The sequence below is a fragment of the Chitinibacter fontanus genome, from assembly GCF_013423785.1.
Taxonomy (GTDB): Bacteria; Pseudomonadota; Gammaproteobacteria; order Burkholderiales; family Chitinibacteraceae; genus Chitinibacter; species Chitinibacter fontanus.
Genome location: NZ_CP058952.1, coordinates 924,189 through 949,597 on the forward strand (window position 1 = coordinate 924,189; position 25,409 = coordinate 949,597).

Genomic DNA, 25,409 nt, shown 5'->3' on the forward strand with positions numbered 1-25,409 from the left:
AAAGCCTCACAGTGCATTAAGCCAAACTTCGTGTATTTGCTTGCTTTAGCAATGACTGTTCATAAAACAATTTCGCCCTGCCCGCTTTGAGCAATACATGGCTTCATCAGCAGCACGCATCAGAGCGTGCCCGTCCAATCCGTCGCGCGGAAAGTACGCTAACCCAATACTGGCAGAAATATGCACAGGATATCCATTAAGCAGGTAGGGGCTAGCAATGACCGAGCGTATTTTTTCAGCCATTTGATCAGCTTCTTCGCCCGGGCATAAGCCCCCTAGCAACATGACAAACTCATCGCCCCCCAGCCGGCTGATGGTATCGCTACTGCGTACCGCCCCTTCTAATCTTTGTGCGACTTCAATCAGCAATAAATCACCTATTTCATGCCCCAAACTATCGTTGATTTCTTTGAAATGGTCTAAATCGAGAAAGACCACAGCAAATTTGCCTTCGGTGCGGCTATTATTCTGGCACGCCTGTTCAAGTCGATCGGTAAAAAGCAAACGATTAGGTAGCTGTGTGAGGGCATCATGATACGCCAGATGCTGGGCCCGAACCTTATCACTAATATCGAGTAAAACCATCAATAAACGCCCGGTGCGCCCAGCTTCGTCCATTTCCTGTGCCGCGGTCATCAGCACATCCACGGCAGAACCTTGTTTATTAATGAGTTGCTGGCGAATGTTTTGACACGCACCATACTGCAGCAGCTGCGGAATAATTTGATTAACAAATTGCTGGGCTGATTCGTGGCTCATAAATTTATCCGCCATCTCGCCTAGCACCTCATTTTGGGAAAAACCCATCGCCTTAAGCCAGACCTCGTTCACCGTTAGTATCCGCCCCTCCAGGTCGCACGAATACAACATGGCTGGAGTGTGCTGATAAAGCGATCGATATCTGCGCTCACTTTGATGCAAAGCCTGTGCAGCAGAACGCCCCATGTCCATGGCAATCGCGAGCATTAAGGGTGGGATCAACGTCGCCATGATGGGTAAATAGAACAATGTGTAACCCCAGCTATAAATAGTTGGGGGTGGTAGCAAATAGCCCAAACTGATCAATATACAAATATTCACGGCCACCAGTAAATTGGCCAGTACTGTGCCAGCAACACCACTGTGATATGCGATATAAAACAGTGGAATACTCATGTAGATAAATGGAAATGGCAGTAATAATGGCACCAGGGTTGCCACTGCCAATGCCACAATCAATAGAGCTGGTAAATATGCCTGCGTGAGCTGTCGCTTTAAGCCGGCCAAGCCATGCACACTTACCCAGTAAGCAGCGGGCAACACGCTGACCCCGCCAATGGCACTCCCCTCCAGCCAATGCATGACTACATTAAGCACAGGCATGCGGCCGTCCAGTGACGATAGCATAGCCGAAACAAAGGCTCCGGCCATTACCGGCAGCAAGACCCCTAACCAAATCAGCTTGAGCATACTGAACTGATTATAAAAATAACCTGCATCTCGACGCTGCTGCCTAACCAGATAGGCCCCCAGAGTCACTTCAACCAAATTACCGGGCAGGAAAAACAGGGCGCTGGCCACCGAGCTACCCATAAGCCAGTTTGCAAGAATAATACTGAGCGCCAGCATCACCAATGGGCAAGCCCAGCGTTGAAATGGCAAGCGGCTCAGAGCGGCCACCCCAATCGCATTCGCAAACCATATCACTGCAATGCCATTACCGAGGCGGAATAATTCAATGGAAATAATGGCAAAAAAGAAATACACCGTGGCAATACGGATCGCCAAGCTCAGATCAGGGCCGACGCGTGCAAGCCAGCTTTTAGCCATGGCGACCTCGCTGACGTTGCCACTCCCAGCCACCGATAAGGGCCGCAATCAATAAAGCAAGCAATGCCCCCCACTGTAGCCAGGTTCTGGCTGGCGCAGCATTCTCGATACTTTTCGTATCTAACCAGCGCGCCAAAATCGCCTCACGGCGCTGAACCGGCAAGCGTGATAAAGCCAGCTCTAGCCGACGCCCCAACTCAGTTTGCGTTTTGGGATAGGCAAAACTGAGCTGGTATTCAAAACCAATATTTTGCTCTACCCGCCAGTTCTGATATTGCTCGCGGCGGGCGATAAAAATGGTACTGGCAATATCAGCCACCATCGCAGCAACTTTGTTCTGAGCCATGAGGAGCAAAGCTTCTCGATCATCTGCGACCAAAACCCAATTAATTCCGGGGTATTTTTCGCGCACAAAATGCTCGACGGCATAGCCCTTACCCACAGCGACTCGCGCCCCAGTCAGTGTTTGCAATGTGGCGGTTGGTGAGTCAAGGCGACGGATTAATACTGCAGGAATTGCGACATATGGCTGGGTAAAGCCAAGGTAGAGCGCACGCTCAGGGGTTGGACGCAAGGAGGAAATCAGCTCGACCTTGCCTAGCTTCGCTTGCTCAAGAATATAGGCCAAGGAAGCTGGAGCTTGCGTCTCTATTTGCAGCCTTGCAGCAGGCGCAATCTCCTGCAAAATATCCCACGACAAGCCTTTAATTTGCCCAGACTCATCCTGATAAATGAAAGGGCCATAATCCTTTTCGGGCGCAAAACGAACGTGCAGCAGCTCTTGTGCTTGTGCACAGACATAGCTGAACACCAGCACAAACAGTAAATAAAAATGCCGCAAGCGGGAAATGTTATGGCGCATTTCCCAACTATAGGCACAGCAATTTACTTTTAAAAGCAGTAAGTTGCGTTTAAATCAGAGTAATGGTTGAACGGCTCAGCGCAATTAGGCTGGCTGCTGCTGCGCGCTGATTTGCTTGGCGGCGGCCTTCGCTTTCGCTTCTGCACGACGATCCAGCGCCATTTTGCCCGCAATCAGGAAGCCCAAGCCGATGAACGCGCCAGGCGGCAAAATCGCCAGCAAGAATTGGTAATTGTACTCGGCGGGAATGACATGAATAACCCACGCTTTAGCCCCTGGGCCAAACACCAGATCAATACCAGAGAGCAAAGTGCCCTTACCAATCAACTCACGAATAGCGCCTAAGATGGCCAAAACCAAGGTCAAACCCAGCCCCATAAAGAAACCATCTAAGGCTGAATGGCTCACCGTATTTTTGGAGGCAAATGCCTCTGCGCGGGCCAGTACAATACAGTTGGTGGTAATCAGGGGGATAAAAATCCCCAGCACCAGATATAAATCGTGGACGTAGGAATTCATCAATAGATCTACCATCGTCACCAAGGCGGCAATGATCAGAATAAAAATCGGCGCGCGCAGCTCATTGGGCACAAACTCACGAATCGCTGCAATCGCCGCCCCCGAAATAAGCATCACCACACTGGTCGCCAAACCTAGCGAAACACCATTAATAATATTGCTCGACATCACGAGCACCGGGCACATCCCGAGGATAGCAACAACACCTTGGTTCTGCTTCCAGATACTGTTGTAAATAATTTCTTTGGCTTGCGTCCAAGTCATCATCTTAGTTTGCTCCAAACAGCGACATCTGCTGCGCTACGACAAAATCCAGCGTATTTTTAACCGCTTTCACCACTGCGCGCGGGCTAATCGTCGCACCAGCGGTGTAATCAAACTCGCCGCCGTCTTTTTTGACTTTCCATTGTTCTGCTTGGGGGGCGGTAAGTGATTTACCATCAAACTTCTTGATCCAGTCAGATTTTGCAACATCAATATAATCGCCCAAGCCGGGTGTTTCTTTGTGTGCCACAACCCGAACACCCAATACCTGACCATCTTTGGCCACGCCGACCAGCAATTTAATCTTGCCCGAATAACCATCCGGTGCAATCGTTTCAACCACCACCGCGATGGTATCTGCACCCTTTTTAGCACGATAAATTTGCGCATCAGCGTCTGAATTCAGCTGTTTTTGTGCCGCAGCATCCTGCGGAACAGCGTCTTGCAAAATATCATTATCAAAACTGCCAGCGGGCAATACCTGAGCAATCAGCGCCACTTTGGCCGCTTTCTCATTCCCCAGCACAATGTCCTTGGTTAACGCATAGGTTCCAGCCATCAAGGCAGTAAACACAATCGCAAACACAAATAATGTTACGGCACCACGCACACCATTTTGCATCATGGTTTTCATGCTTTTTTCCCCTGTGCCGCCGTAGCCCCTTTACTGCTGCCATTGTTATTGGCCTTGCGACCAAAAACGGCAGGCTGCGTGTATTGATCGATAAATGGCGAGGCGATATTCATAATAATCACAGCAAACGCCACCCCATCCGGATAGCCGCCATAAGTGCGAATCAACCAAGTGAGTAAGCCGATCAAGCCAGCATAGATCAAGCGCCCACGCGGAGTCGTCGGTGCAGTCACAGGGTCTGTCGCAATAAAAAACGCACCCAGCATCGCTGCGCCGCTAAACAGATGGAATACGGGGCTGGTGTAATGCGCCGGATCAAGCAGATAAAAAACACTTGAGAACGCAGCGAGCGCAGCCAGAAACGCCACCGGTAGCTGCCATTGAATCACGCGTTGCTGAAGCAAAAACAAGCCACCCACTAAATACGCCGCCGCAATCCAGCCCATTTCACTGGGCAAAAATCCGGCCTGAAAAATTGCACCGCCAAAAATATCGCTCATTGCGTGCGATTGCATCAGTGCGGTTTTTACTGCATCGAGCGGCGTAGCAGATGCCAGGGTATCGAACGTTAAGCCAGGTGGTAACTGGCCCGTAAAGATATACCCAAACTGCTGCCAGGTAGTTAGATCAGCATTGGGCAATGCCAATGGGGCATTCCAGCGTCCCATCTGCGCCGGGAACGAAACAATCATCACGGCAAAGCCAATCATCGCTGGGTTGAATGGATTTTGCCCTAGCCCACCATATAAATGTTTCGCCAAACCAATCGCAATTACCGTGGCCAGTACAATCATCCACCAGGCCGATAATGGCGGTAATGACAAGGCCAGCAACCAGGCGGTCACAATCGCCGAACCATCGGTGATAAATGGCTTAATCGGATAATTGCGCAATTTCAGGCAGGCCGCTTCGGTAGCCAGCGCAGTGATCGTCGCCAATAGCAATTGCAGCAAAATGCCCGCGCCAAATACATAACAATACACAGCAATGCCGGGCAACAGCGCGCCGGCCACTTTCAACATCACCACTTGCAGTGGCGTTGGTTTTACAAAATGCGGCGATGTACGAATCATGCCTTATCCTCATCTTGCGCCGCTTGTTTCGCGGCCTTTTTCGCTGCAGCCGCCGCCATTGCTTCGCGGATTTTGGCAGCTTTTTCTGGATCAATTGCTGGTTTTGCTACCTCAGCAGCTAGCTCTGAAACTGCTGGCTCGACTAGCACTTCGCCGACCACAGTGGACACGCCACCTTCTTTAGCTGCCTTTTTAGCCGCCGCAGCCGCCATTGCAGCGCGAATTTTCGCCGCTTTTTCCGGATCAATGGCTGGTTTTTCAGCCTCGGTAGCGGCTTCTACAAGCGCTGGCTCGACAGGCTCTTCTGCTGTCGCAGCTGGTGCCCCGCCTTCTTTGGCCGCCTTTTTGGCTGCCGCCGCAGCCATCGCTGCGCGAATCTTGGCTGCTTTGTCTGGATCAATTGCTGGCTTTTCAGCTACTGGGGTATCACCCGCCAACTCAGGTAGAGCCTGAGCTTCAGCCGCATTTTCTACCCCAGTATGCTCAGCCGCTGCTTTTTTGGCAGCCGCCGCCGCTTTGGCTGCTTCGATTTTGGCGGCTCGCTCTGCGTCGCGCGCGGCGCGCTCTTCTGGCGTTAGCGCTTCCAGTGCGGCTTTTTCAGCGGCGCGTTTTTCCATACTTTCTTTGATTTTGGCGGCCTTTTCTGGGCTGACAAAATTCGGGATTTTTGCTTCTGAATTTGGTGATGCCGGAGGTGCCGCCGCCGCGCCCTCTGCGGCTTTTTTGGCAGCCGCGCGTTCCATTGCCGCTTTGATCTTGGCCGCTTTGTCGTCTGCGCTCGCCTCATCTGACGAGCTAGCAGCCGTTGCTGCAGCGGCCGGTTTTGGTGCGGCTTTTGCAGCTAGTCGAGCTGCTTTTTCTTCTTTTTCGCGCTCTTCACGGAATTGCTTAAATTCGTGGCGTTCACGCGCTAGATCGGCTGATTTTTTGGCACGCTCGGCATCCCAGATTTCGGATTTGGCGAAACGATAATAATCGACCAATTGAATGCTCGATGGGCAAACATAAGCACACGCGCCACATTCGATGCAGTCAAACAGATTCCACTCTTGCGCCTTGCCAAAGTTTTTAGAGCGCGAGAACCAATACAAATCCATCGGTTGCAATTCTTGCGGGCAGGCCACCGCACATTCGCCACAACGGATACATGGCATTTCGCGCGCTTTTTCTGGGAAATGCTGCTCGTCCATCGCAATGATGCAGTTACCCGCCTTGGTGAGGCCCACCTTAGTGGACGGCAAGGTAAAGCCCATCATCGGGCCGCCATAAATGCAATTTGGCGAGGTCTGCACTCCAGCGAAGACGAGCAAATCGTCGATGGGCGTACCAATCAGCGCATCGACATTACCGGCCTTGCTCACTGCCCCCGTCAAAGTCACGACGCGGGAAATCACTGGCTCGGCGAGTTCTAGCGCGGCATAAATGGTGTAGATGGTCGCCACGTTAAAGCACTGCACGCCCATATCGGTGGAGCGCACGCCGCTCGGCACTTCTTTATTGGTTAGCAATTTAATCAATTGCTTGGCGCCACCCGACGGGTATAGCGTTGGCACTACCACCACTTCGGCGGCAAAGCCGCAGTTACTAAGCGCCTCGCGCAGCGCGGCGACGGCTTCCATTTTATTGTCTTCAATACCGATTAAGACTTCTTTGGCATTGAGCAATTTGCGGACAATCGAAATGCCAGCCACGATCTCAATCGCGCGTTCACGCATTAATCGATCGTCACAGGTGATATACGGCTCGCACTCGGCGCCATTGATAATCAGCGTTTCAAGCGCTTCACGGCCTGCCAGCTTTAAATGCGACGGGAACACCGCACCGCCCAAACCGACCACGCCCATATCTTGCAGATAATCGCGAATGGCTTTGCCATCACCCCGCGCCAGCGCGCCTTGCCAATCGAATTTGTCGCGGGCAATCCACTCATCGCGGCCATCGGTTTCGATGGTGATACACCATTCGGCCAAACCAGATGGGTGCGCCACTTGCTGCGCATCAATCGCGACAACTTTACCTGACGTAGGCGCATGCACGGCCACTGATAAATTGCCATCATCGACTGCAATCGTCTGGCCTTTGAGCACCAGATCGCCAACCGCTACGACCGCTTTTGCTGGGTTCCCAATACTTTGCTGCAATGGAATCACCAAGCGCTTTGGCAATGGGCCATTCACAATCGGCGTGCGGTTGGACAGCTCTTTCATTTCCGGCGGATGCACGCCACCGTGGAATGGGAAAATTTCGCGGATACTTTCCATCGCTTATGCCCCCGCCTTCACTTGTTTGAGCTGGATTACGGGGTAACGCCATTTCCAGTTGTTCACATTCTCACCCACCGCCACCATGTCGATGCAATCCACCGGACAAGGCGCCAAGCATAATTCACAGCCCGTACACTCTGACTCAATGACCGTATGCAGATGCTTAGCCGCACCAACAATCGCATCCACCGGGCAGGCTTGAATGCATAAAGTACAGCCGATGCAGGTATCTTCACGAATAATCGCCACTGAGCGCGGTTTTTCAGCCGCGCCGCCGCCGTCATCAAACGGAACGAAATCTTTACCCAGCAAATCGGCTAACTTGCGGATGCCATCCTCGCCGCCAGGCGGGCATTTATTGATTTCGGCTTCTTCGTTGGCAATGGCGGTGGCGTAGGGTTTACAGCCCGGAAAACCACATTGACCGCATTGAGTCTGCGGCAGGATGGCATCGATTTTATCCACTAGGGGGTCTTCATCAACCTTGTATTTGATCGCGGCAAAACCCAGAATTGCGCCCAATAACAGCGCTAAACCAGCCATCACGGCCAGTGCAAGCAAGAAACTCATTTCACCAACCCTGCAAAACCCATAAACGCCAGACTCATTAGGCCGGCGGTGATAAAGGCCGCAGGCGTGCCTTTAAACGCCTGTGGAATATCGGCGCCTTCCATCCGTTCACGCATCGCGGCAAATAAAATCAGAATCAGCGAAAAACCAATCGCCGAGCCAAAACCAAATACCAAAGATTCCAGCAAATTATGCCGCGTCGTTGAATTAATCAGTGGTACACCGAGCACGGCGCAATTGGTGGTAATCAGCGGCAAATAAATCCCCAGCGCCTGATACAGCACCGGGCTGGATTTATGAATAAACATCTCGGTAAATTGCACAATCGCAGCAATCACCACAATAAACGCTAACGTACGTAGATATTCCAGATGCCAGACAATCAATAGCTGATCAATCATCCATGAGGTGCCAGATGCCAGTGTCAGCACAAATGCTGTTGCCAAGCCCATCCCGATAGAGGCTTCCAGTTTTTTGGAGACGCCCATAAAGGGGCATAGGCCCAGAATCCGCACCAGCACTACGTTATTGACCAATACCGCCCCGACTAGCAGCAGTAGGTAATGACTAAAATCCATACGTCTTAACTCACCAAGGAGATTGAAGTTGATTGCGTAGCGACCACAGCATGCGCATGCCACACGCCAGTGGCTCGGCATTGTACCAAGGCAAATGACATTGCAACCCGAGCTTCATCAAAAAAACAATATAACATTCAAGCATCTATCCAATAAATGAATAAAGCTTATTTAAAAAGGCGCAAAAGATATAAACCTGTCATCTTGTGCGCCGAAGCGCCACTGCTCCTGCAAAAAGGCTTAGCGGTTCGCATGCAGTGCTGCAATCGCATCGGCGCAATCACTCACCAGATGCGGGCCTTCGTAAATCAAGCCGCTGTAAACCTGCACCAAAGCAGCACCGGCGCGGATTTTTTCTACCGCATCCTCGCCACTCATAATGCCGCCCACGCCAATAATCGGCAGTGCGCCATCGAGCACTTGCGCCAATTCGCGTATCACCGACGTCGATTTAGCGCGCACAGGTTCACCCGACAAACCGCCGGTTTCTTGACCATGATGCAGGTTTTCAACGCCAGTACGCGACAAGGTGGTGTTAGTAGCAATCACGCCGTCAATGCGGTTTTCAATTAGCAGACGACCAATCTCCTGAATCTGGTTGCTGTCGAGATCAGGAGCGATTTTGACCGCGACCGGGACATAGCGACCATGCTGCTCAGCCAGCTTTTCTTGCTCGGATTTTAGCTGCTTGAGCAAATCGCCCAATTCATCGCCCTGCTGCAATTGGCGCAGGTTTTTGGTATTTGGGCTAGAGATATTCACCGTGACATAACTGGCCGCCGCATACACTTTACGCAGGCCGATCAGATAATCCTCTGCAGCCTTTTCAATGGGGGTATCGGCGTTCTTGCCAATATTAATGCCGAGTACACCGCGATACTGGGCATTAGCTACATTTTCTAGCAGATTATCAACGCCGCCATTATTGAAGCCCATGCGGTTAATAATGCCGCGCGCTTCTGGCAAACGGAAAAGACGCGGTTTTGGATTACCCGGCTGTGGGCGTGGTGTCACCGTACCTATTTCCAGAAAACCAAACCCTAGCTCGGCCAGCACATCAATGTAATCGCCGTTTTTATCTAACCCCGCCGCTAGACCCACCGGATTAGCAAATTCGATACCCATCACCGTCACCGGGTTATTGGGAACCGTTGGCGTCAGTGAGCGCAAAAAGCCCATGCTATTGAGTAAGCCCAAACCTTTAAACGCGGCATGATGCGCGCGCTCGGCTTCCATCATGAATAACAGGGGTTTTGCGAGTTGATATGCCATTTTTATGCCTTCAGTATTGCGTTGAGCCTAGCTCAAAGATCAATTTGTTGGGCATGTCGACTTGAGCACGCCCGCAATGAATTAGCCTTTGCGGTTCACGCAGGCGTCGTAAGTGTTCTGCATCAATGTCGCGACAGTCATCAGACCCACGCCGCCCGGCACTGGCGTAATCCAGCTTGCGCGCTCTTTGGCGGCATCAAACTCCACGTCGCCGCACAGCTTGCCACTTTCCAAGCGATTGATACCCACGTCGATCACCACAGCGCCCGGCTTGATCCATTCGCCTTTGACAAAATTAGGGATACCCACGCCAGCCACCACCACATCTGCGCCAGCTACTTTCGCGGCCAGATCTTTGGTTTTACTGTGGCAAACAGTGACCGTTGCACGCGCGAGCAATAATTCAAGTGCTTGCGGGCGACCCACGATATTGGATGCGCCGATCACAACGGCGTCTTTACCGACCAAATCAATGCCGGTTTTTTCCAGCAAAGTCATTACACCCCGCGGCGTGCATGGACGCAGCAAAGGCATTTTCAAGGTCAGACGGCCAATGTTGTATGGGTGAAAACCATCCACATCTTTGATCGGGTCGATCAGCTCGATCACCTTGTCGGCGTCGATATGCTTAGGCAATGGCAGCTGCACCAAGATGCCATCAACATCGTCGTTCTGGTTCAGTTCAGCGACCAGCTTCAGTACTTCTTCTTCGCTGGTTTCTGCTGGCAAATCGTAGGCCAACGAAGTGATACCAGCGTTTTCGCACTGGCGTTTTTTATTACCCACATACACCTGCGAGGCCGGATCGCTACCGACCAGAATCACCGCCAGAGCTGGCGCACGCTTGCCGGAAGCAACCCGCGCATCAACTTTGGCACGCACCTCACGCACAATTTCTTGGGAAATGGCTTTACCATCAAGGATCTGGGCTGTCATCGGGAAAACTCCGGCAATAGTGGCAAAAACGTGATTTTCGCATTGATCGACATTTTTTGCACTTTTTACCGTTATTTTTTCAAAAGGGGCTTGACGGACAAGCCGAGCATCCGTATAGTTCGGCCTCTCTAGTCGGGGCGTAGCGCAGCCCGGTAGCGCACCTGGTTTGGGACCAGGTGGTCGTGAGTTCGAATCCCACCGCCCCGACCAGAAACTTAGCAACGTTTGTAGAGCTCCCGTAGCTCAACCGGATAGAGCAACGACCTTCTAAGTCGTAGGTTACAGGTTCGATTCCTGTCGGGTGCGCCAAGCAACTCGTAAAAATCAAAGAACATCCGTTTTTGTGGTGGCTGTAGCTCAGTTGGTAGAGTCCAGGATTGTGATTCCTGTTGTCGTGGGTTCGAGCCCCATCAGCCACCCCACAAAATCAAGCACTTAGCCCAGTCTTCGGACTGGGCTTTTGCTTTTCCAGCCTCCGTGTAACCCATTTGTAACCCCACTCAATCAAAGATTGAGGTTCCCAGTGCAACTTTATACACTTAAGCAATAGATCTCTTAACCACCCACTATTGTTACTCGGCAAAAGAAATCATGCCTAAATTCTTCACCGCAGAGTTTATTGATAAAATTCCAGCTGAATACCAAGAACTAGAATCATGGCCCCCCTTTTTTGGAGCCCTCCTCGCTTGTGGTTTAAAACCCCCGCCCCCGCCAATGGATACCAACGACATAGAAATGGTTAGATTTGCATATGGCGCACTATCCAATGAACGATTACGTGAGGCTGAATATATTGCGTCATTGTGGCAGCAGCAAAACAAGCCAACGAACCCAAAGCCAACTGAATTTTTATCATGGCTTATGAGCCAAAAAATAGACAAAGACTGGCTTTCAGACATAGATAAAAGATACGCAGAACCTCGAGTAGATTTTCTACGTAATCCATTGCCAGATTGGTGTATTGAACTTCAACAAACTAGCATGAAGTCCGTAACCGACAAACAAGAACAAACTGAAAACACCTCAACAGTACACACCTCACCAAATACGCCTTTCACTACAAATGCCAATACCACATTGGCATCCCTTAAAACTTTTAGCGAACTAACTGATCAAGATAAAAAAGCAATTCGTGATGCACTAGGTAAATTAATGAAAAAATCAGACTGCATAACTGAGTATTTATTAGATGCCATAGTTGAGGCTGATAGCATAAACAAGAAAAAGGTATGGATACACCTCCAAAAAAAAATAAATGCTGCGCCTAGCGCTCATCCACCATTTACCGAAGACTCAACAATGGCGCTTTTGCGCTTCATCGACAGTCCAGGAACAAAGAAAAGCCTTAGCGAGAAAAACGTTGGGGAAAGATTGACTAGATTAACAGCCAGAATCCAACAGCAGGATAACGAGTTGTTACTGCGTTTCCTATAGCAGGTGAATTTGCAGAACGAACCACTCCAAATCAAATGGACACTTTGAAACATCTTGCAACGATCATTTCAAATGGACTCAGAGTTGACATCATTTATATAACTAAGTCGTCGATGACGCCTATAAAAAACTTATCAAAAGCGCCGCCAATCATCATAGCCGCACTGCGACCCCCAATCTGAATGCGCAATCACGGTTTTTGGGTTTATATCTCCAAACGACCATGGCAATAATCAAGTACTAGTTAACTGGCAGTCCTTGTGTCATACCCTCCCCGCCAAGCTTGAAACAGGTCAATCACCACCGAAAGATACAGCCAGCCTTACCAAGTGTGCATGCGGGTAATATCTGTTACCTATGCTTGGTCGGGCCAATAAACCGTATATTCTCTATTTAGTAAGTTTGGTGCGATCAGTAAAGGCTAAACAGCAATCAAAAGAGCCGCTTTATAACCGCCTCGACTTGATCTTATTCATTCGGATCAAGCGAGCCACACGATGCTTGCCGTAGCCCCCTCCAATTTCATTCAGGACACCTAAGACACGACGCAAGCAGTAAACACAGCTGGCATATGCCAGCTGTGTTTACTGCATCAAGTGCAGCCTAGTCGCGCTAAGTCGCGCTAAGTCGTGCCAGGTCGTGCTCCTAATTCTCTGACTCCAATTGAAATACAGTTCACTCCAAGAGCTCTGCATTGACGCGAAATGATTCACATAACTTCGCGTACTTGCACGGCTATATATGTTCATGAAACTTGGAGACGCACTTATGCCCGTCGATTACACAGACAAAAACAACGCAACACTCACTACGAACGAAGTTGCGCTTCTACTAAAAGTAAAAGCACAGACCATTCGTAAAAACTACTGCCTTAAGGGCAGTTTCCTAGGTTGTCGCCCAATCAAATTATCTAACGGCTTACTTCGCTGGCCAACTAAAGCAATCCTTAATATTTTAGAGGGGCTGTAATATGTTTCAATTTCCGACACCCAACGGCCTTCACCCTATGGATACAATCAATGTTGTAGCCTCCGATTTCCAGGTGACAACACAACCATTCGGCACCGATCACAACCAAGGTGGCATGCCCGTAATACCGTCCCCCATACAATCAATACCTCCAATTCATTTTTTGCCATCATTGGCACAGCACGCCATATGGGAAGCCGAGAAAAATTTAAAAGTACCCGCCGCCCTACCCTTTGCATCAGCACTATCAACCATGACACTTAGTTGCCAGCACTTAATTAATGTGCAACGTCTCAATGGCCTAGTTGGTCCCGTTACACAATACAACATCACCATTGGCGAGTCTGGCGAACGCAAAACGGCAACTGATGATGCATTCATGAAACCAATTAAAACCCTTGAAGCAGAGGCAGACACCACTTATCAAAATCAATGGAAAAATTACAAACATGAATTGGATCTTTGGCAATCTGATTACAAATATATAAAAAAACAACTTAACAAAAATTCATTAAGTGATGAAGAAAAATTACAAGTAAAAAAATCTTTAAATGATCATGTCGCATTGGAACCTAAGAAGCCCGCTTTGTTTCGCATATTGTATTCAGACGTAACAAATGCAGCACTCATTCCTTTAATGCAAGAGAATTGGGCATCTGCGGCTCTTATGTCCAACGAAGCAGATGACATTCTAAATGGTAGCGCGATGCGCAGTTTTTCAAAAATAAACACCCTCTGGGATGGTGGTGATATTACGGTTGATCGTAAAGGTGAGCCAAGTACGCAATTACGCGGCGCACGACTCAGCTTGTCACTATTACTACAGCCAACCATACTGCATAAATTTATCGCCAAGCGTGGTGAAGAAGCAAAAGGCTCGGGGCTTCTTGCTCGCTTCAATATTTGTCACCCGACGAGCACACAAGGTACACGCCTCATTGAAAACCCAAACCAATCTTGGGAGCACATGCCCAAATTTCATGAGCGTGTTAAAGAATTACTTAAGTTAAGCGAGTCTGCAGGTCCCAACTCAGCCAACCGCATTACATTACGTTTTTCGCCTGAAGCTGAGCAGTTTTGGATTAACGAATACAATGCATTTGAAAACGCTGTAAATATCGGTGCGCCACTAGCGCAATGCAAGGAGCACGCAGCCAAGGCTGCAGATAAAATAGCGCGCTTTGCCGCTGTTTTTCACTATTTTGAGGGCAAAGAAGGCGATATTGATTTAGCCTCAATTCGAGCAGCGAGTGCTGTTATTCGCTGGTATGAAAATGAATATATCCGTATTTTTGTACCTCCACCGCAACTACCGCAAGAAGTTAGTGATGCCAACGTACTTCTTGCATGGCTTCGCTGTGGTAGCCAAAACGGGACTATGAATGGCTGGCGCTATGTACATAAAAACTTTATTCGCCAGCACGGCCCGAATCAATTGCGCGAGAAAAATCGCTTGAACCTTGCATTAGACTCGTTAATCAAATTGCGTGCTATAAATCTATTTTCGAAGGGCAAGACCACATTTGTAGATTTGCTTCCTAACCAACAGCCAGACATAAATCATTTCCAGGCCGCACAATGGCATTTTTTAGGTAAAATACTTCCGTAAGCCATTTAGCGAAAAATCCAAAAACCGTGGTTTACAATTTTGCTATTCCTGCTATTCGTAGCAGGAATAGCAACTTACGACCAAAGCCAGACCAAATAGACTTGCAATTTTTTCTTAAATTTTACATTGCACGTAAATTTCAACCCCCCCACCCCTCTCAAGTACGCCTAACTATTCACCATCTCACCACGACCAAAAGTGCGAAATCCTTTCGTACTCTCAGGCAGCATTGGCTTGATCAGCGCATCGTCTTTGGCGAGGTAACTTGCGATACTCATTAGGTTGGCACGCTTATGATGTTCGTAGCGGTGGATCATGCCTATGCCTAATGTGCCCTCAGCTTCAAATTTTGCTTTATCATCATTGCTGCAGTAATAACTGCCTGTGCCTTGGGTGATGATATTCACCCAATACTGGCCAATAGCATGACCTATTGTTTGATCTTGCTGGGAACTTGAGCCATCAAAGATAAAGAAGCAGTGGAAATGAAAGCCTTTATCTTGGCCGTACTCCAATGACCATACGTAACCACGCTCATTGCTAAAGAGTTTGAGTTTACGTTTGTTGTTCATCAACTTTTGTAGACAAGCCCTCGCGTATTCTGCATTATATTGACCCGTTGTATTATCTTTAAATCCTAAATCTAAGCGAATTATAAGAAGTCTGGAATGCAGATTGAACTTGTAATCAATGTATTCTTTTATGCTCTGGTAGATATAATTGCTTTCATCGCACCATAGGCAAGGAATATACATGCCTATCTGAGGGATAGGCTGTTGTTGACTGTATTGCGGCAGGAAGTGGCTCATGATTAATCTCTTTGTGTCAATTGAAGATTGGAATGATTAGATAATTATTAAAAACAAATAAAATAAAATAAATAGAATAATAAAATACCAAATAAACCCAAGTTACTAGAGCCTTATATTGCAAGGGCTCTATTTATTTTTATTCGTTTATTTGCAAAGAAATTTACTCCTCATACTATGTACAAGTTATTTTTCTTTTTTTGAAGTAGATATTTTCAGACCTATATCACTGCCATGTGCAAGTAGCACGTAAATCCTATTTGCAGCTTTCCCTTGTTCTTCAGATCATCAGGGAAGCAAATATTTTTATACCGATAATCGGAACGCATATACCAAGCCCTGAGCGACACGCCAGGGCTTTTTTACGTCTGGAGAATTCAAATGGCTCATCTTGTCGAATCTATGGCTTTTGTTCGTGACACCCCGTGGCACGGTTTGGGTAATCGTTTAACTGAGCAGCAACCGCTGGAGGTGTGGCTGCGTGAGGCTGGGATGGAATGGTCGATTGATCAGAGCGATGTACTGTTCAATGTCTCGAACACCGGTATGCACATTCGCTCGCATAGCGATGCAAAGGTGCTGTATCGCTCTGATACGCTGGCACCGTTATCAGTCGTTTCAAATCGGTATCAGGTGGTACAGCCGACTGAGGTGCTGCACTTTTATAAAGATTTGGTTGAGGCCGGTGGCTTTGAGCTGGAAACAGCTGGGGTGCTTAAAGGTGGTAAAAAATTGTGGGCGCTGGCACGTACTGGGCAAGAAGCGCTGGTGCGCGGCAATGATCGGGTGAAGGCGTATCTATTACTGGCGACCAGTTGTGATGGCTCGATGTGTACTACGGCGCAATTCACTTCAGTTCGGGTGGTCTGCAATAACACGCTACAGATGGCCGTCGGTGATTCCACTGGCGCAGTCAAAGTACCGCACTCGACCAAGTTCGATCCGCAAGCGGTTAAAGAAGCATTGGGTCTAGGCCTATCAGGCTGGGATCAGTTCATGGCCAATATCAAGCAACTGTCACAACGGCCAATATCCGCCACCGAAGCGGCGCAGTATTTTGGTGATGTGCTGGGGGAGCAGGTATTGGATATGGATAACCCTGCTGTCTCACGTGCAATGCAGCAAGTCACCGCTTTATACAGTGGTGCTGGCATGGGCTCGTTGTTGGCCGGAAGTCGCGGTACGGCTTGGGGTTTACTCAATGCCGTTACGGAGTTTGTCGATCACCAACGCCGCGCGCGAAGTCAGGATTACCGCCTTGATTCAGCTTGGTTTGGCCAAGGTGCACAATTGAAAGGCAAAGCACTCAATCATGCGATGACCTTGCTGCAGTAGTTCAATCTCATCTTTGGTTTCATTGGTTTCTTTCATTTCGTATTTCATTCAAAGCCCCGACTGGTTCGCCTGCGGGGCTTTTTGCTTTTGGAGGTTTCATCATGCGTGAACGTTATGGACAAGCCATACGCTTGGCATCCACCGTCAATCTCAGTCGTGAACAATGGCTGCAGTATCGTGAACTAGGCATTGGTTCTTCAGATGCAGCCAGTGCAATTGGTTTCTCACAATACAAAAGCCCACTCACGCTGTGGCTCGAGAAAACGCACCGTAAACAAACCGACGATATCGCCGACAAACCAGCCGTGTTGTGGGGTACGGTGCTAGAACCGGTACTTGCTTCTGTTTACGCAGAGCGCACTGGTTACAAGGTGCGCAAAGTGAATGCGATTTTGCAGCACCCCGAGCATCGCTTTATGTTGGCCAATCTGGATCGGGAAGTGATTGGTCAGCCTGAAGGCACTGGTGTACTCGAAATCAAAACCGCCAGTTATCACATGGCACCGCAATGGGAAGACGGTATACCACTGGCGTACCAATGCCAGGTCTTGCACCAACTGGCGGTCACCGGTTTTGCTTGGGCTGATGTCGCTGTCTTGATCGGTGGACAGGACTTTCGAATTTATCGCGTTGAGCGCGATGACGCCAAGATTGCCGATTTGATTCAACTCGAAACGCAATTCTGGAAACACGTCACTGCCGATATTCAACCTGATCCCGATGGTAGTGATGATGCCAGCGCTGCTTTGCAATGGCTATTTCCTCGTGATGATGGGCAAACCATCGATCTGTCTGAATCGGCGGAGTTCAATGCGCTGTTTAGTAACTTGATTGAGTTACGTGAGCGTAAAGAAGAAGTCGAAGCCAAAGAAGCACTCATCCGCCAACGGCTACAAAACGCGCTGGGTAGCGCAACTGCTGCCATCTTCGCAGCCGGTCGCATTACCTGGAAAAAAGCCAAAGACCGGCTCACACCCGATCTGGATAAACTCAGCGCCGAACACCCCGAGATTATTCAGCAGTACATCAAATCGGTAGAAGGTTCTCGGCGTTTCTTAATTCAGCCTAAAAAGCTGATCCCTTCTGGAGGTCCGAATCATGATTAAAGGTTTAGCGATTACCCCGCCGGTGATTGGGCGGATCAGCATTGGTCACTTGGTGCAGAAGAAAGACAAGTGGGTGCCAGAAAAAGACGACGCGTTTACGTTGACCACACAGGTGCAAGGTAAAGACGGTTGGCTATTGCACCCACTGCATGCCCAGCTGTCTGAAACCAGCCTGAACAACAAGATACGTTCAATCCCAGTCAAATTGCTGTTTAACGACAGCGATCTGAATCTGCGAGCGGAATTCAGTGCGTTTGATCGGCAAACTGGACGGCCTTTGTGTGTGGGCAATGGTGAATGTGCCAAGCGGGTTTCGGGGGAAGGTATTGAAGAGGTCGCTTGCCCGACGCCCGAGCGTTGCCAGTATGCGCAGGAAAAAGACTGCAAATTATATGGTCGATTGAATGTGCAAGTGGAAGGCCAGAACGATGAGCTGGGTTCGTTCATGTTTCGCACCACCGGTTATAACTCGGTGCGAACGCTAGCGGCGCGCTTGGAATACTTTGCTGCAGTATCGAATGGTCTTGCGCGTTTCTTGCCTTTGCAACTGAAGCTACGCGCCAAAAGCACCACGCAATCTTATCGAGCACCGGTGTTTTATGTCGATCTGACTTTGCGCGATGATGACACCTTGATCAGTGCGGTGACTGCTGCACACCAAGCGGCACAGCAATATGCCGAAGCCGGTATCAATATCGCGCAACTGGAACAGGCAGCAAAGGCGCTACTCGGCAACGGCCAGTTTGAAGAAAGTGCCGATGACATGCCGCTGGTATTGGAAGAGTTCTATCCCGAGGCTGAAGTTGGCAATGAAGCATCACCTGCTCAAAACCCCAGCACCAGCACGAGCAATAAGCCGAACCAAAGCACCAAAAGCAGCACCAGCAAAGCCAGTCCTACCATTCGTACCACCACTTTAACCCCACGCCTCGGCTCATCCACAACAGGAGAAAGCAATCATGAATCAAAACTCAACCACTGACACGCTGTTCGCATTTGCCATCGTCTTTGTTGCGGGATTGCTCTGCAAAACCGTCGCTAAAACGTATTGCCGCGCAAAACGACGGTCTTACCAAAACACCTAAGAGACATCAAATCAAGCAATGCCCCACAGGCTGCCACTGCTAACCAAGCCCCAGAGTGATCTGGGGCTTTTTTATTGCCATTTTTATTTGGAGCTACATCATGGAAAAAGGCGATCACCTGATTTCAGTCCGTATCGGCTACTCGCACCATGGCATTTATATTGGCTGCAATAAAGTCATTCATTACTCGGGATCATCGTTTGGCAAAAGTGAAAAAGGCGTGATTGAAATCGTCGATCTTGAAACATTCTGCCAAGGCAACGGCTACACCATTCAAACTTACCCATTTCGCACCTTTAGCCGTGCAACCAGCATTGAACGAGCTAAGTCCAGACTCGGTGAAGATTGGTACAACGTGCTACTGAATAACTGCGAGCACTTTGTAACTTGGTGCATTCAAGGGTTTCACCGCAGCCATCAAGTAAGCCGATTAATTGATGCGGCGGCACTGGATGTCGTGCCAGTGTGTGTGATTGCAGCAAAATTATTATTAGGTCGGGATCCGAATTCTTTTTGAAGGCATAAATGCAAGCATGGCGACTCCATTATGGAGTAGCCATGCTAGTTTTTTTGTTATCGTGTGCAGACGATCATCATTGTCTCGCAAGCGCCAGCAGCTCGGACAAAGCAGCTACTTATCTGCTTCAGTAACCTGAATTGTGGCTTTGCATTAAACTACAGAAGGCAGGTCGTCCCCCTACATCTGTGCTGTCATATCTCACCCCTGGTATTCCATCATCGCAAGATGATTCTCCGCCGCTGCGCCAAGACAAATCCGAATCGTTGTGAAAAATCCTGGCCAGCGTCGCTTAAGATAATGAGTCGCCAGATTATTTAGACCTTCTGCGGCAGAAAATCCTTGATCGCGTTGTTTCTTCTTGTTGCGCTCAATGTCTCGAATAAGTACGAGTCTAGCTTGGCACAGACGATCGCAGTTGAGGTTTAGCATGATGATACTGTGCTGCACTAACGCTTCAATATCTGCATGTTTATTACCAATCCACGCCGGTATCGCAGCGCAGTGGAGGCTATTTGGAAGTAATTTGCCAGTGCTCTTATCGATCTGAAAGAGGCTGGGGCTGGCAGCGAGTTGAATGGGATTGAGAATCCAACCTTCACATTGCTCAGATAACTTCCTAGACTGAATCATCTGATCTTTATAGGCATCGCAACTTAGATTTTGGGCCAGCGGTTCCAGTGTGTAAGGAGCGGAGCCAGACTTGTATGACCCACCAGCACACACCCCAAGCAGATTGCTCCAGTCCAGAGCCCAGTTATGCGCAGGCGAAATATCCGATTTAGGATGAAAATGCTCTACTCTGCACTTGAGTGAATCATTGTCACTAATGTCAATTTCACAGAAGGCACATATTCCACCTTGAGCAGCCAGAACCTGTTTACGGCACTCTTTATAAGCTGCAGGCCCTCCAAAATGTGCATCATCTTTCATATTATTCCACGTGCTTTGAGGAACTGCTCTTCGAAAGTTTGTAAGTAAGATAGGTTCTTCTTGCTTAAGCACACGCTTCATTCACCTAACTCCCACTTTCGGTTTTCGATGCGCAGATCAGCTTCCTGTAATTCTGGTTCGTTGCCTTGATAGCGTGCGTCGAGTTTCTGTCGGAGCTCTTTGGCTCGCGGGCTATCCCATTGGTCTTTGTCAACCAATGACAAATACTCTCTCAGTTCTTTTGTTGCTTCATTACCAAATGGGCGTGCATCTTCAAGGCCCAATACTTGCTTAAGTAGTCTGCCCGGCTCCGCTCCCTCTGAGCCTGGCGGCGCAGAATAAACTTTGCCATCTTTTAAAATTCGAATGCATTCAGATGGAACAGTGCTCAGTACTTGCGGACTATGAGTACTTACGATAAATTGAATTTTGGGGAAGGCGCTCAGTAGTGAGGCAATAATGGTCTGCTGCCATGCTGGATGCAGGAACATATCAACCTCATCAATCATGGCAATACCAGGCGTTAACAGCGCGGCATTTACGCCCAGATGCGGGTTTAATTTATACGCGCGGAATGCAAGATCTGCCACCATGGCAATAGCATTGCGAATGCCATCGCTCAGCATCTCAACAGGCATACTGCCGAAACGCTCGTGGGTCATAACTAGTTGCTGATTTTGGCTTGCCTTGTATTCCAGCCCGTGCCAGCCCGTCGCCTCCTTGACCAATGCGTCGACTGCGTTCTTGATGACCTCAATCACAATTGCAAAACGCTTACCCGTGTCACTGAGTGACTCTTTATTTTCAATTGCAAGAATCTGCTCTTCTCGGTAGCTCCTAAACATCCAGCCATACCATGCAGTAAATGTTTTGAAACTTGAAGAATACGATAGGCAGTTGAGGTATCCAGACGTACGGGAATAGTCGCTTGTATTGAGTGCCACATCTTCTGCTGTCGAAGTGAATCTCCCTTCAAACCATAGACGAGATGTGCCAAGGTAACTCACGAGTGGCAATATCACGGGGTCTTGATCATCGCGGCTACGCTTTTCTAGGTAATTAGCAAACTTCGTAAGTTTTTTTGTATTCGCATCCCCTAGCGTATTTGTCCCTGATTTGATCCGCTCACGAGTTTGCAACCAAGGCTGTTCAGTTTCATTCCACTTGCCATTTCCTTCGATCTTACTAGGTAACTGAGGCTCCATATTGCCATTTACCTGTAATGCAAGGCGAACATCTGAGATTTGAATCGTCGCGCCTTTTCCTGTTTGACTGCCAAGATCGAAGCCTTTGACGAACGGCCAAAGCGCAACTCTTGCCGCATCAAGTACGGTAGTCTTACCGCTACCATTTGATGCAATTAGCACTGTCACATTGGGGTGAAAGTCGATTTCTAGTGATTCAAAGCATCGAAAATTTCTAAGACTCAGTTGTCTCAGGTACATACAATTTACACTCGTAGTCGGTGTTCAAACAAAGCAAGATTATTACTGATAATTACTCAGTCTGGTACTTGCATGAAATACTGCGGCAACTGGCGAACAACCAGTATTTTTATCGCTAGCGCCCTGAAAAAATGATCAAAATAATCCTAACTTGAGCATTTGGCACGTAGATGATTTCTTCGAGGGTTACAGCCATACCACAAGGACTTTGGCTTCGTATACGATGTTATCGTAGCAGCTTGTCGCCTATGGGCGTTGCGTGTCAATCGCAACGCACGGCACATTGAAGAATATAAAATGAAATTGCAAGCAAATGAAGTAATACTGATGAATCTATATGAGCGTCCTTATCATTAGTCGCGGCTTCTAGAACTAATGTAACTCAATGATTTCAGGTGCCAATTTAGGTGGATATTGATAAATATAAGTGACCGCTTTTGGCCAACAATCGCCTGTTGCATAATTTAAACTCGACTATCAAAGTGAGCAGTAATCCACGTTTGGGTGGATAAATTAAATAAGACTTCGCAGGAACAGTGCTAGTGATCAGCAAACAGCGCTTACACATACCTTTATTTCAGAGTACAGACCTTGCCTACATACTCAGCCGATCAATGCTTAAGTGGCAAAACAGAAAATATTTGGCGCCCCACTTCAGCTGGAAAAGCATTCACCTCTGCGCCTGATTGGCAATTGAGGATAATGCAAAACCAGTTCGAACTAAAGGTTGCCGGACAGATTGAACAAGGCGATATCCTTGAATTGGAAAAGTTGCGCATCACCCCAGGTATTTTCTGGGCAGCAGCCACCTTTCCAACCACCAAGGGCAAAGAATACAAGGTTGATGGCATTCCTAACGAGAATGCGCGCGCTCTAGTTCAACACATACGAGCGGCAGTAAATATTGAAAAGCGCAAAAGGTATATTGACGCGCAGATCAGGGACTTTAGCAGCCAGATAAGCAAGATTGTGCAATGGGTCAATCGAGTGAGCCAGGCGAGTACATCACAAATGGCCAAACGCGGTTGGCTATCCAAGGATTTCGTTTCGCTTCACAGTAGAAACAAACCCACCGACATTCCAACAGAAATTTTCACTGAACCAGAAATTGTTGAGCACATCAAAACACAGCCTGCGCATATTCAATCCGCCATCAAGGTCTGGCAACGGTCATTCGATGAGGTGGCTTCAGGCATCAATGAGCGCCAATTAGCCAATGAATTGAGCATCAATAAAGCCTTTTTTGATAGCGTCGAAAAATCCCCGCTCACAGAGGAACAAGCCAAAGCCGTCGTGTGCTTTGATGATCGTGTGCTGCTCGTCGCTGCTGCAGGCTCGGGCAAAACGTCAACCATGGTTGCCAAAGCCGGCTATGCATTACGAAAAGGTTATTTTGCGGCGGACAAGATACTTCTGCTGGCGTTTAACAATGAAGCTGCCAAGGAGCTAAGAGAACGGATTCAAGCACGCCTAACACCACTGGGCCTTTCGGCAGAGCAAGTCACAGCAAGCACATTTCATGCTTTTGGTTTGAGTGTCATCGGCCAAGCGACTGGGAAAAAACCATCATTGGCCAAGTGGCTCGATAACGGCCAAGATATTGAAGCGCTGCTTCAGATGGTAGATGACCTGAAAGACAGAGACCTGCAATTTCGAACCAACTGGGACTTATTTAGGCTCGTCCTGGGTGAGGATTTGCCAGAGTTTGGCAAAGAAGCCAGCAATCCTGATTCGTGGAACCCGACAACGAAAACCGATGGATTTTGGACGCTGAACAATGAAGTGGTCAAAAGTCGAGGTGAACTATTAATCGCGAACTGGTTTTTTTATAACGGCGTGAAATACGTATATGAACCTTCATATGCTCATTCCACTGCAGATGCCCAGCATCGGCAATATACCCCTGACTTCTATTTACCTGATATCGATGCCTATCTTGAACATTGGGCGCTCGATGAAAAGGGTGAGCCCCCTGCAGAATTCAAGGGATACAAGGACAGCTTGCTCTGGAAACGCAAGGTGCATGCTCAATTTGGCACCAAGCTGATTGAAACCACCATGGCACAACTCTGGTCGGGACAGGCATTTCAACACCTTGCAAATGAACTCAGTGAACGAGGGATTCAGCTGGATCCGAATCCAGACCGACCCGTACCTGGTAGAAAGCCGATTGAGAACCCAAGGCTCGCTAATACGTTCCGCTCGTTTCTCACACATGCTAAAAGCAATCGAATCGACATTGCTGCGCTTCGCCAAAAACTTCAATCAGGTCATGGCGGACATTTTCAATTTCGTAGCCTGGTATTTATTCAGCTTTTTGAACAGATTTGGCAAGCATGGGCTGATCGCTTAAGACGAGAAGATTGCATTGACTTTGATGATATGCTCAATCTCGCCAGCGACTGTATCGAACAGGGTAAATGGCAAAGCACCTATGAATTGGTGATGGTGGATGAGTTTCAAGATGCGAGTCAGGCGCGTGCACGCCTAGTCGCCAATTTGGCAAAGACACCCAATACATGCCTTTTTGCCGTGGGTGATGACTGGCAAAGTATTAATCGATTTGCGGGCGCAGATTTATCGGTCATGACCGATTTTGAAGCGCTATTTGGGAAGTCTGTCACGCTGAAATTAGAAACCACCTTCCGTTGCCCTCAGGCATTGTGTGATATCAGTAGTGCATTCATTGCCAAAAATCCCAAGCAACTCAAAAAGAAGGTTCGGTCGGCTAAACCCAATATCGCCGATCCAGTAAGAATCATTCGTGTGCGTGATGAGTCTCGGATGGGCAGTGCAATCGAAAAAATACTCGAAACCATCGCCAGCTCCCACCAAGATCCAAGTAAAAAACTCAAGGTCTATGTCTTAGGGCGATATAACCGCGATCGTGCTTATCTTCCGCGTTACTTTGACACATCGAAACTAGAGGTCGCATTTATTACTGCGCACTCATCCAAAGGCTTAGAAGCGGATCACATCATCATTCCCCGCGTGACCTCAGAAACATTGGGTTTTCCAAGCAGAATTGAAGATGATCCAGTGCTGCAATTGGCAATGCCCCATGGCGACAACTACGAAAATGCCGAAGAGCGTCGGCTTTTCTATGTGGCACTAACACGCGCAAAGCTCGGCGTATCCATCCTGACCATCGAAGGGAAAGAATCCAAATTTGTGACTGAGCTAGTCAAAGACCATCAAATCAAGGTGACTGATATCGAGGGCAAAGCTAGTCAGGTTACGGTATGTCCAGCCTGCAATGAAGGGACAATTATTCAAAAGAACGGTCGATATGGCCCTTTCTTAGCGTGTAGCCGTTTTCCGAAGTGCAAACATAAATCAAAAATAGAAAGATCGAACACTGAGCGGAATTATCAGCACTAGTGCTT

General features: G+C 48.5%; 21 protein-coding genes and 3 tRNA genes. 11 read left to right on the forward strand and 13 right to left on the reverse strand.

What is annotated here, in order from left to right:
- Positions 1-45: 45 nt before the first annotated feature.
- The 10 genes from HZU75_RS04420 to folD all read right to left on the reverse strand — a co-directional run bounded on the left by HZU75_RS04420 (position 46) and on the right by folD (position 10,781).
- On the reverse strand, positions 46-1,809 hold the full coding sequence (locus HZU75_RS04420; protein ID WP_180307970.1) for a sensor domain-containing diguanylate cyclase: 1,764 nt from the start codon (positions 1,807-1,809) through the stop codon (positions 46-48).
- Entirely contained in the window at positions 1,802-2,671 is an 870-nt protein-coding gene (locus HZU75_RS04425; protein WP_180307971.1) for a transporter substrate-binding domain-containing protein, read from the reverse strand. Before HZU75_RS04425 ends, HZU75_RS04420 begins: the two co-directional genes overlap by 8 nt.
- Before the next feature lie 84 nt (positions 2,672-2,755).
- Positions 2,756-3,457 (reverse strand): electron transport complex subunit E, encoded by a 702-nt coding sequence (locus tag HZU75_RS04430; RefSeq protein WP_180307972.1) that lies wholly within the window; start codon positions 3,455-3,457, stop codon positions 2,756-2,758.
- 1 nt (position 3,458) lies between these two features.
- Positions 3,459-4,088 carry an electron transport complex subunit RsxG gene (gene rsxG / locus HZU75_RS04435; protein WP_180307973.1) on the reverse strand — a complete coding sequence of 210 codons (630 nt, stop codon included), beginning with the start codon at positions 4,086-4,088 and terminating at the stop codon, positions 3,459-3,461.
- A complete protein-coding gene (locus tag HZU75_RS04440; RefSeq protein WP_180307974.1) occupies positions 4,085-5,161 on the reverse strand; it encodes an RnfABCDGE type electron transport complex subunit D in 1,077 nt (358 codons plus the stop codon). Before HZU75_RS04440 ends, rsxG begins: the two co-directional genes overlap by 4 nt.
- Positions 5,158-7,422, reverse strand: coding sequence for an electron transport complex subunit RsxC (gene rsxC, locus HZU75_RS04445; RefSeq protein WP_228028187.1), 2,265 nt, complete (start codon positions 7,420-7,422; stop codon positions 5,158-5,160). Before rsxC ends, HZU75_RS04440 begins: the two co-directional genes overlap by 4 nt.
- A gap of 3 nt (positions 7,423-7,425) precedes the next feature.
- Positions 7,426-7,995: an electron transport complex subunit RsxB gene (gene rsxB / locus HZU75_RS04450; RefSeq protein WP_180307975.1), complete on the reverse strand. Its 570-nt coding sequence runs from the start codon at positions 7,993-7,995 to the stop codon at positions 7,426-7,428.
- The gene (gene rsxA, locus HZU75_RS04455) at positions 7,992-8,573 is read right to left on the reverse strand and encodes an electron transport complex subunit RsxA (protein WP_180307976.1); all 582 of its coding nucleotides are present in this window, start codon (positions 8,571-8,573) and stop codon (positions 7,992-7,994) included. Before rsxA ends, rsxB begins: the two co-directional genes overlap by 4 nt.
- 240 nt (positions 8,574-8,813) lie before the next feature.
- Positions 8,814-9,845: a quinone-dependent dihydroorotate dehydrogenase gene (locus HZU75_RS04460; protein ID WP_180307977.1), complete on the reverse strand. Its 1,032-nt coding sequence runs from the start codon at positions 9,843-9,845 to the stop codon at positions 8,814-8,816.
- 81 nt (positions 9,846-9,926) lie between these two features.
- Entirely contained in the window at positions 9,927-10,781 is an 855-nt protein-coding gene (gene folD, locus HZU75_RS04465; RefSeq protein WP_180307978.1) for a bifunctional methylenetetrahydrofolate dehydrogenase/methenyltetrahydrofolate cyclohydrolase FolD, read from the reverse strand.
- Positions 10,782-10,914: 133 nt separating this feature from the next.
- On the opposite strand from folD, the gene HZU75_RS04470 reads away from it, so the two are divergent.
- From HZU75_RS04470 to HZU75_RS04495, 6 genes are all read left to right on the forward strand, one after another.
- A tRNA-Pro gene (locus HZU75_RS04470) sits at positions 10,915-10,991 on the forward strand.
- Positions 10,992-11,013: 22 nt separating this feature from the next.
- Positions 11,014-11,090: transfer RNA gene (locus HZU75_RS04475), tRNA-Arg, on the forward strand.
- A gap of 37 nt (positions 11,091-11,127) precedes the next feature.
- A tRNA-His gene (locus HZU75_RS04480) sits at positions 11,128-11,203 on the forward strand.
- Positions 11,204-11,372: 169 nt separating this feature from the next.
- Positions 11,373-12,215, forward strand: coding sequence for a hypothetical protein (locus tag HZU75_RS04485; RefSeq protein ID WP_180307979.1), 843 nt, complete (start codon positions 11,373-11,375; stop codon positions 12,213-12,215).
- Positions 12,216-12,983: 768 nt separating this feature from the next.
- Complete coding sequence (locus HZU75_RS04490) at positions 12,984-13,184, forward strand: helix-turn-helix transcriptional regulator (RefSeq protein WP_180307980.1); 201 nt, start codon at positions 12,984-12,986, stop codon at positions 13,182-13,184.
- A 1-nt stretch (position 13,185) separates the two neighbouring features.
- Entirely contained in the window at positions 13,186-14,793 is a 1,608-nt protein-coding gene (locus HZU75_RS04495; protein WP_180307981.1) for a YfjI family protein, read from the forward strand.
- A 167-nt stretch (positions 14,794-14,960) separates the two neighbouring features.
- On the opposite strand, the gene HZU75_RS04500 is transcribed toward HZU75_RS04495, so the two are convergent.
- On the reverse strand, positions 14,961-15,602 hold the full coding sequence (locus HZU75_RS04500; protein WP_180307982.1) for a YagK/YfjJ domain-containing protein: 642 nt from the start codon (positions 15,600-15,602) through the stop codon (positions 14,961-14,963).
- A 381-nt stretch (positions 15,603-15,983) separates the two neighbouring features.
- On the opposite strand from HZU75_RS04500, the gene HZU75_RS04505 reads away from it, so the two are divergent.
- The 4 genes from HZU75_RS04505 to HZU75_RS04520 all read left to right on the forward strand — a co-directional run bounded on the left by HZU75_RS04505 (position 15,984) and on the right by HZU75_RS04520 (position 19,645).
- Entirely contained in the window at positions 15,984-16,937 is a 954-nt protein-coding gene (locus HZU75_RS04505) for a DUF932 domain-containing protein (protein WP_180307983.1), read from the forward strand.
- Positions 16,938-17,038: 101 nt separating this feature from the next.
- The gene (locus tag HZU75_RS04510; RefSeq protein ID WP_180307984.1) at positions 17,039-18,043 is read left to right on the forward strand and encodes a YqaJ viral recombinase family nuclease; all 1,005 of its coding nucleotides are present in this window, start codon (positions 17,039-17,041) and stop codon (positions 18,041-18,043) included.
- Positions 18,036-19,025, forward strand: coding sequence for a recombination directionality factor (locus HZU75_RS04515; RefSeq protein WP_180307985.1), 990 nt, complete (start codon positions 18,036-18,038; stop codon positions 19,023-19,025). The genes HZU75_RS04510 and HZU75_RS04515 overlap by 8 nt, the downstream gene beginning before the upstream one ends.
- A gap of 203 nt (positions 19,026-19,228) precedes the next feature.
- Positions 19,229-19,645 carry a lecithin retinol acyltransferase family protein gene (locus HZU75_RS04520; RefSeq protein ID WP_180307986.1) on the forward strand — a complete coding sequence of 139 codons (417 nt, stop codon included), beginning with the start codon at positions 19,229-19,231 and terminating at the stop codon, positions 19,643-19,645.
- A 201-nt stretch (positions 19,646-19,846) separates the two neighbouring features.
- Here the strand turns inward: HZU75_RS04520 and HZU75_RS04525 are convergent, their stop codons facing one another.
- Entirely contained in the window at positions 19,847-20,659 is an 813-nt protein-coding gene (locus HZU75_RS04525; RefSeq protein ID WP_180307987.1) for a retron system putative HNH endonuclease, read from the reverse strand.
- The gene (locus HZU75_RS04530) at positions 20,656-22,023 is read right to left on the reverse strand and encodes an AAA family ATPase (RefSeq protein ID WP_180307988.1); all 1,368 of its coding nucleotides are present in this window, start codon (positions 22,021-22,023) and stop codon (positions 20,656-20,658) included. Before HZU75_RS04530 ends, HZU75_RS04525 begins: the two co-directional genes overlap by 4 nt.
- A gap of 591 nt (positions 22,024-22,614) precedes the next feature.
- On the opposite strand from HZU75_RS04530, the gene HZU75_RS04535 reads away from it, so the two are divergent.
- A complete protein-coding gene (locus tag HZU75_RS04535) occupies positions 22,615-25,404 on the forward strand; it encodes a UvrD-helicase domain-containing protein (RefSeq protein WP_228028188.1) in 2,790 nt (929 codons plus the stop codon).
- The last annotated feature ends 5 nt before the right edge of the window (positions 25,405-25,409 follow it).

Excerpts from the sequence above, each read along its gene's own strand:
- HZU75_RS04420 (WP_180307970.1), bottom strand. The coding sequence starts at position 1,809 with ATGGCTAAAAGCTGGCTTGCACGCGTCGGCCCTGATCTGAGCTTGGCG.
- HZU75_RS04425 (WP_180307971.1), bottom strand. The coding sequence starts at position 2,671 with ATGCGCCATAACATTTCCCGCTTGCGGCATTTTTATTTACTGTTTGTG.
- HZU75_RS04430 (WP_180307972.1), bottom strand. The coding sequence starts at position 3,457 with ATGATGACTTGGACGCAAGCCAAAGAAATTATTTACAACAGTATCTGG.
- rsxG (WP_180307973.1), bottom strand. The coding sequence starts at position 4,088 with ATGAAAACCATGATGCAAAATGGTGTGCGTGGTGCCGTAACATTATTT.
- HZU75_RS04440 (WP_180307974.1), bottom strand. The coding sequence starts at position 5,161 with ATGATTCGTACATCGCCGCATTTTGTAAAACCAACGCCACTGCAAGTG.
- rsxC (WP_228028187.1), bottom strand. The coding sequence starts at position 7,422 with ATGGAAAGTATCCGCGAAATTTTCCCATTCCACGGTGGCGTGCATCCG.
- rsxB (WP_180307975.1), bottom strand. The coding sequence starts at position 7,995 with ATGAGTTTCTTGCTTGCACTGGCCGTGATGGCTGGTTTAGCGCTGTTA.
- rsxA (WP_180307976.1), bottom strand. The coding sequence starts at position 8,573 with ATGGATTTTAGTCATTACCTACTGCTGCTAGTCGGGGCGGTATTGGTC.
- HZU75_RS04460 (WP_180307977.1), bottom strand. The coding sequence starts at position 9,845 with ATGGCATATCAACTCGCAAAACCCCTGTTATTCATGATGGAAGCCGAG.
- folD (WP_180307978.1), bottom strand. The coding sequence starts at position 10,781 with ATGACAGCCCAGATCCTTGATGGTAAAGCCATTTCCCAAGAAATTGTG.
- HZU75_RS04485 (WP_180307979.1), top strand. The coding sequence starts at position 11,373 with ATGCCTAAATTCTTCACCGCAGAGTTTATTGATAAAATTCCAGCTGAA.
- HZU75_RS04490 (WP_180307980.1), top strand. The coding sequence starts at position 12,984 with ATGCCCGTCGATTACACAGACAAAAACAACGCAACACTCACTACGAAC.
- HZU75_RS04495 (WP_180307981.1), top strand. The coding sequence starts at position 13,186 with ATGTTTCAATTTCCGACACCCAACGGCCTTCACCCTATGGATACAATC.
- HZU75_RS04500 (WP_180307982.1), bottom strand. The coding sequence starts at position 15,602 with ATGAGCCACTTCCTGCCGCAATACAGTCAACAACAGCCTATCCCTCAG.
- HZU75_RS04505 (WP_180307983.1), top strand. The coding sequence starts at position 15,984 with ATGGCTCATCTTGTCGAATCTATGGCTTTTGTTCGTGACACCCCGTGG.
- HZU75_RS04510 (WP_180307984.1), top strand. The coding sequence starts at position 17,039 with ATGCGTGAACGTTATGGACAAGCCATACGCTTGGCATCCACCGTCAAT.
- HZU75_RS04515 (WP_180307985.1), top strand. The coding sequence starts at position 18,036 with ATGATTAAAGGTTTAGCGATTACCCCGCCGGTGATTGGGCGGATCAGC.
- HZU75_RS04520 (WP_180307986.1), top strand. The coding sequence starts at position 19,229 with ATGGAAAAAGGCGATCACCTGATTTCAGTCCGTATCGGCTACTCGCAC.
- HZU75_RS04525 (WP_180307987.1), bottom strand. The coding sequence starts at position 20,659 with ATGAAGCGTGTGCTTAAGCAAGAAGAACCTATCTTACTTACAAACTTT.
- HZU75_RS04530 (WP_180307988.1), bottom strand. The coding sequence starts at position 22,023 with ATGTACCTGAGACAACTGAGTCTTAGAAATTTTCGATGCTTTGAATCA.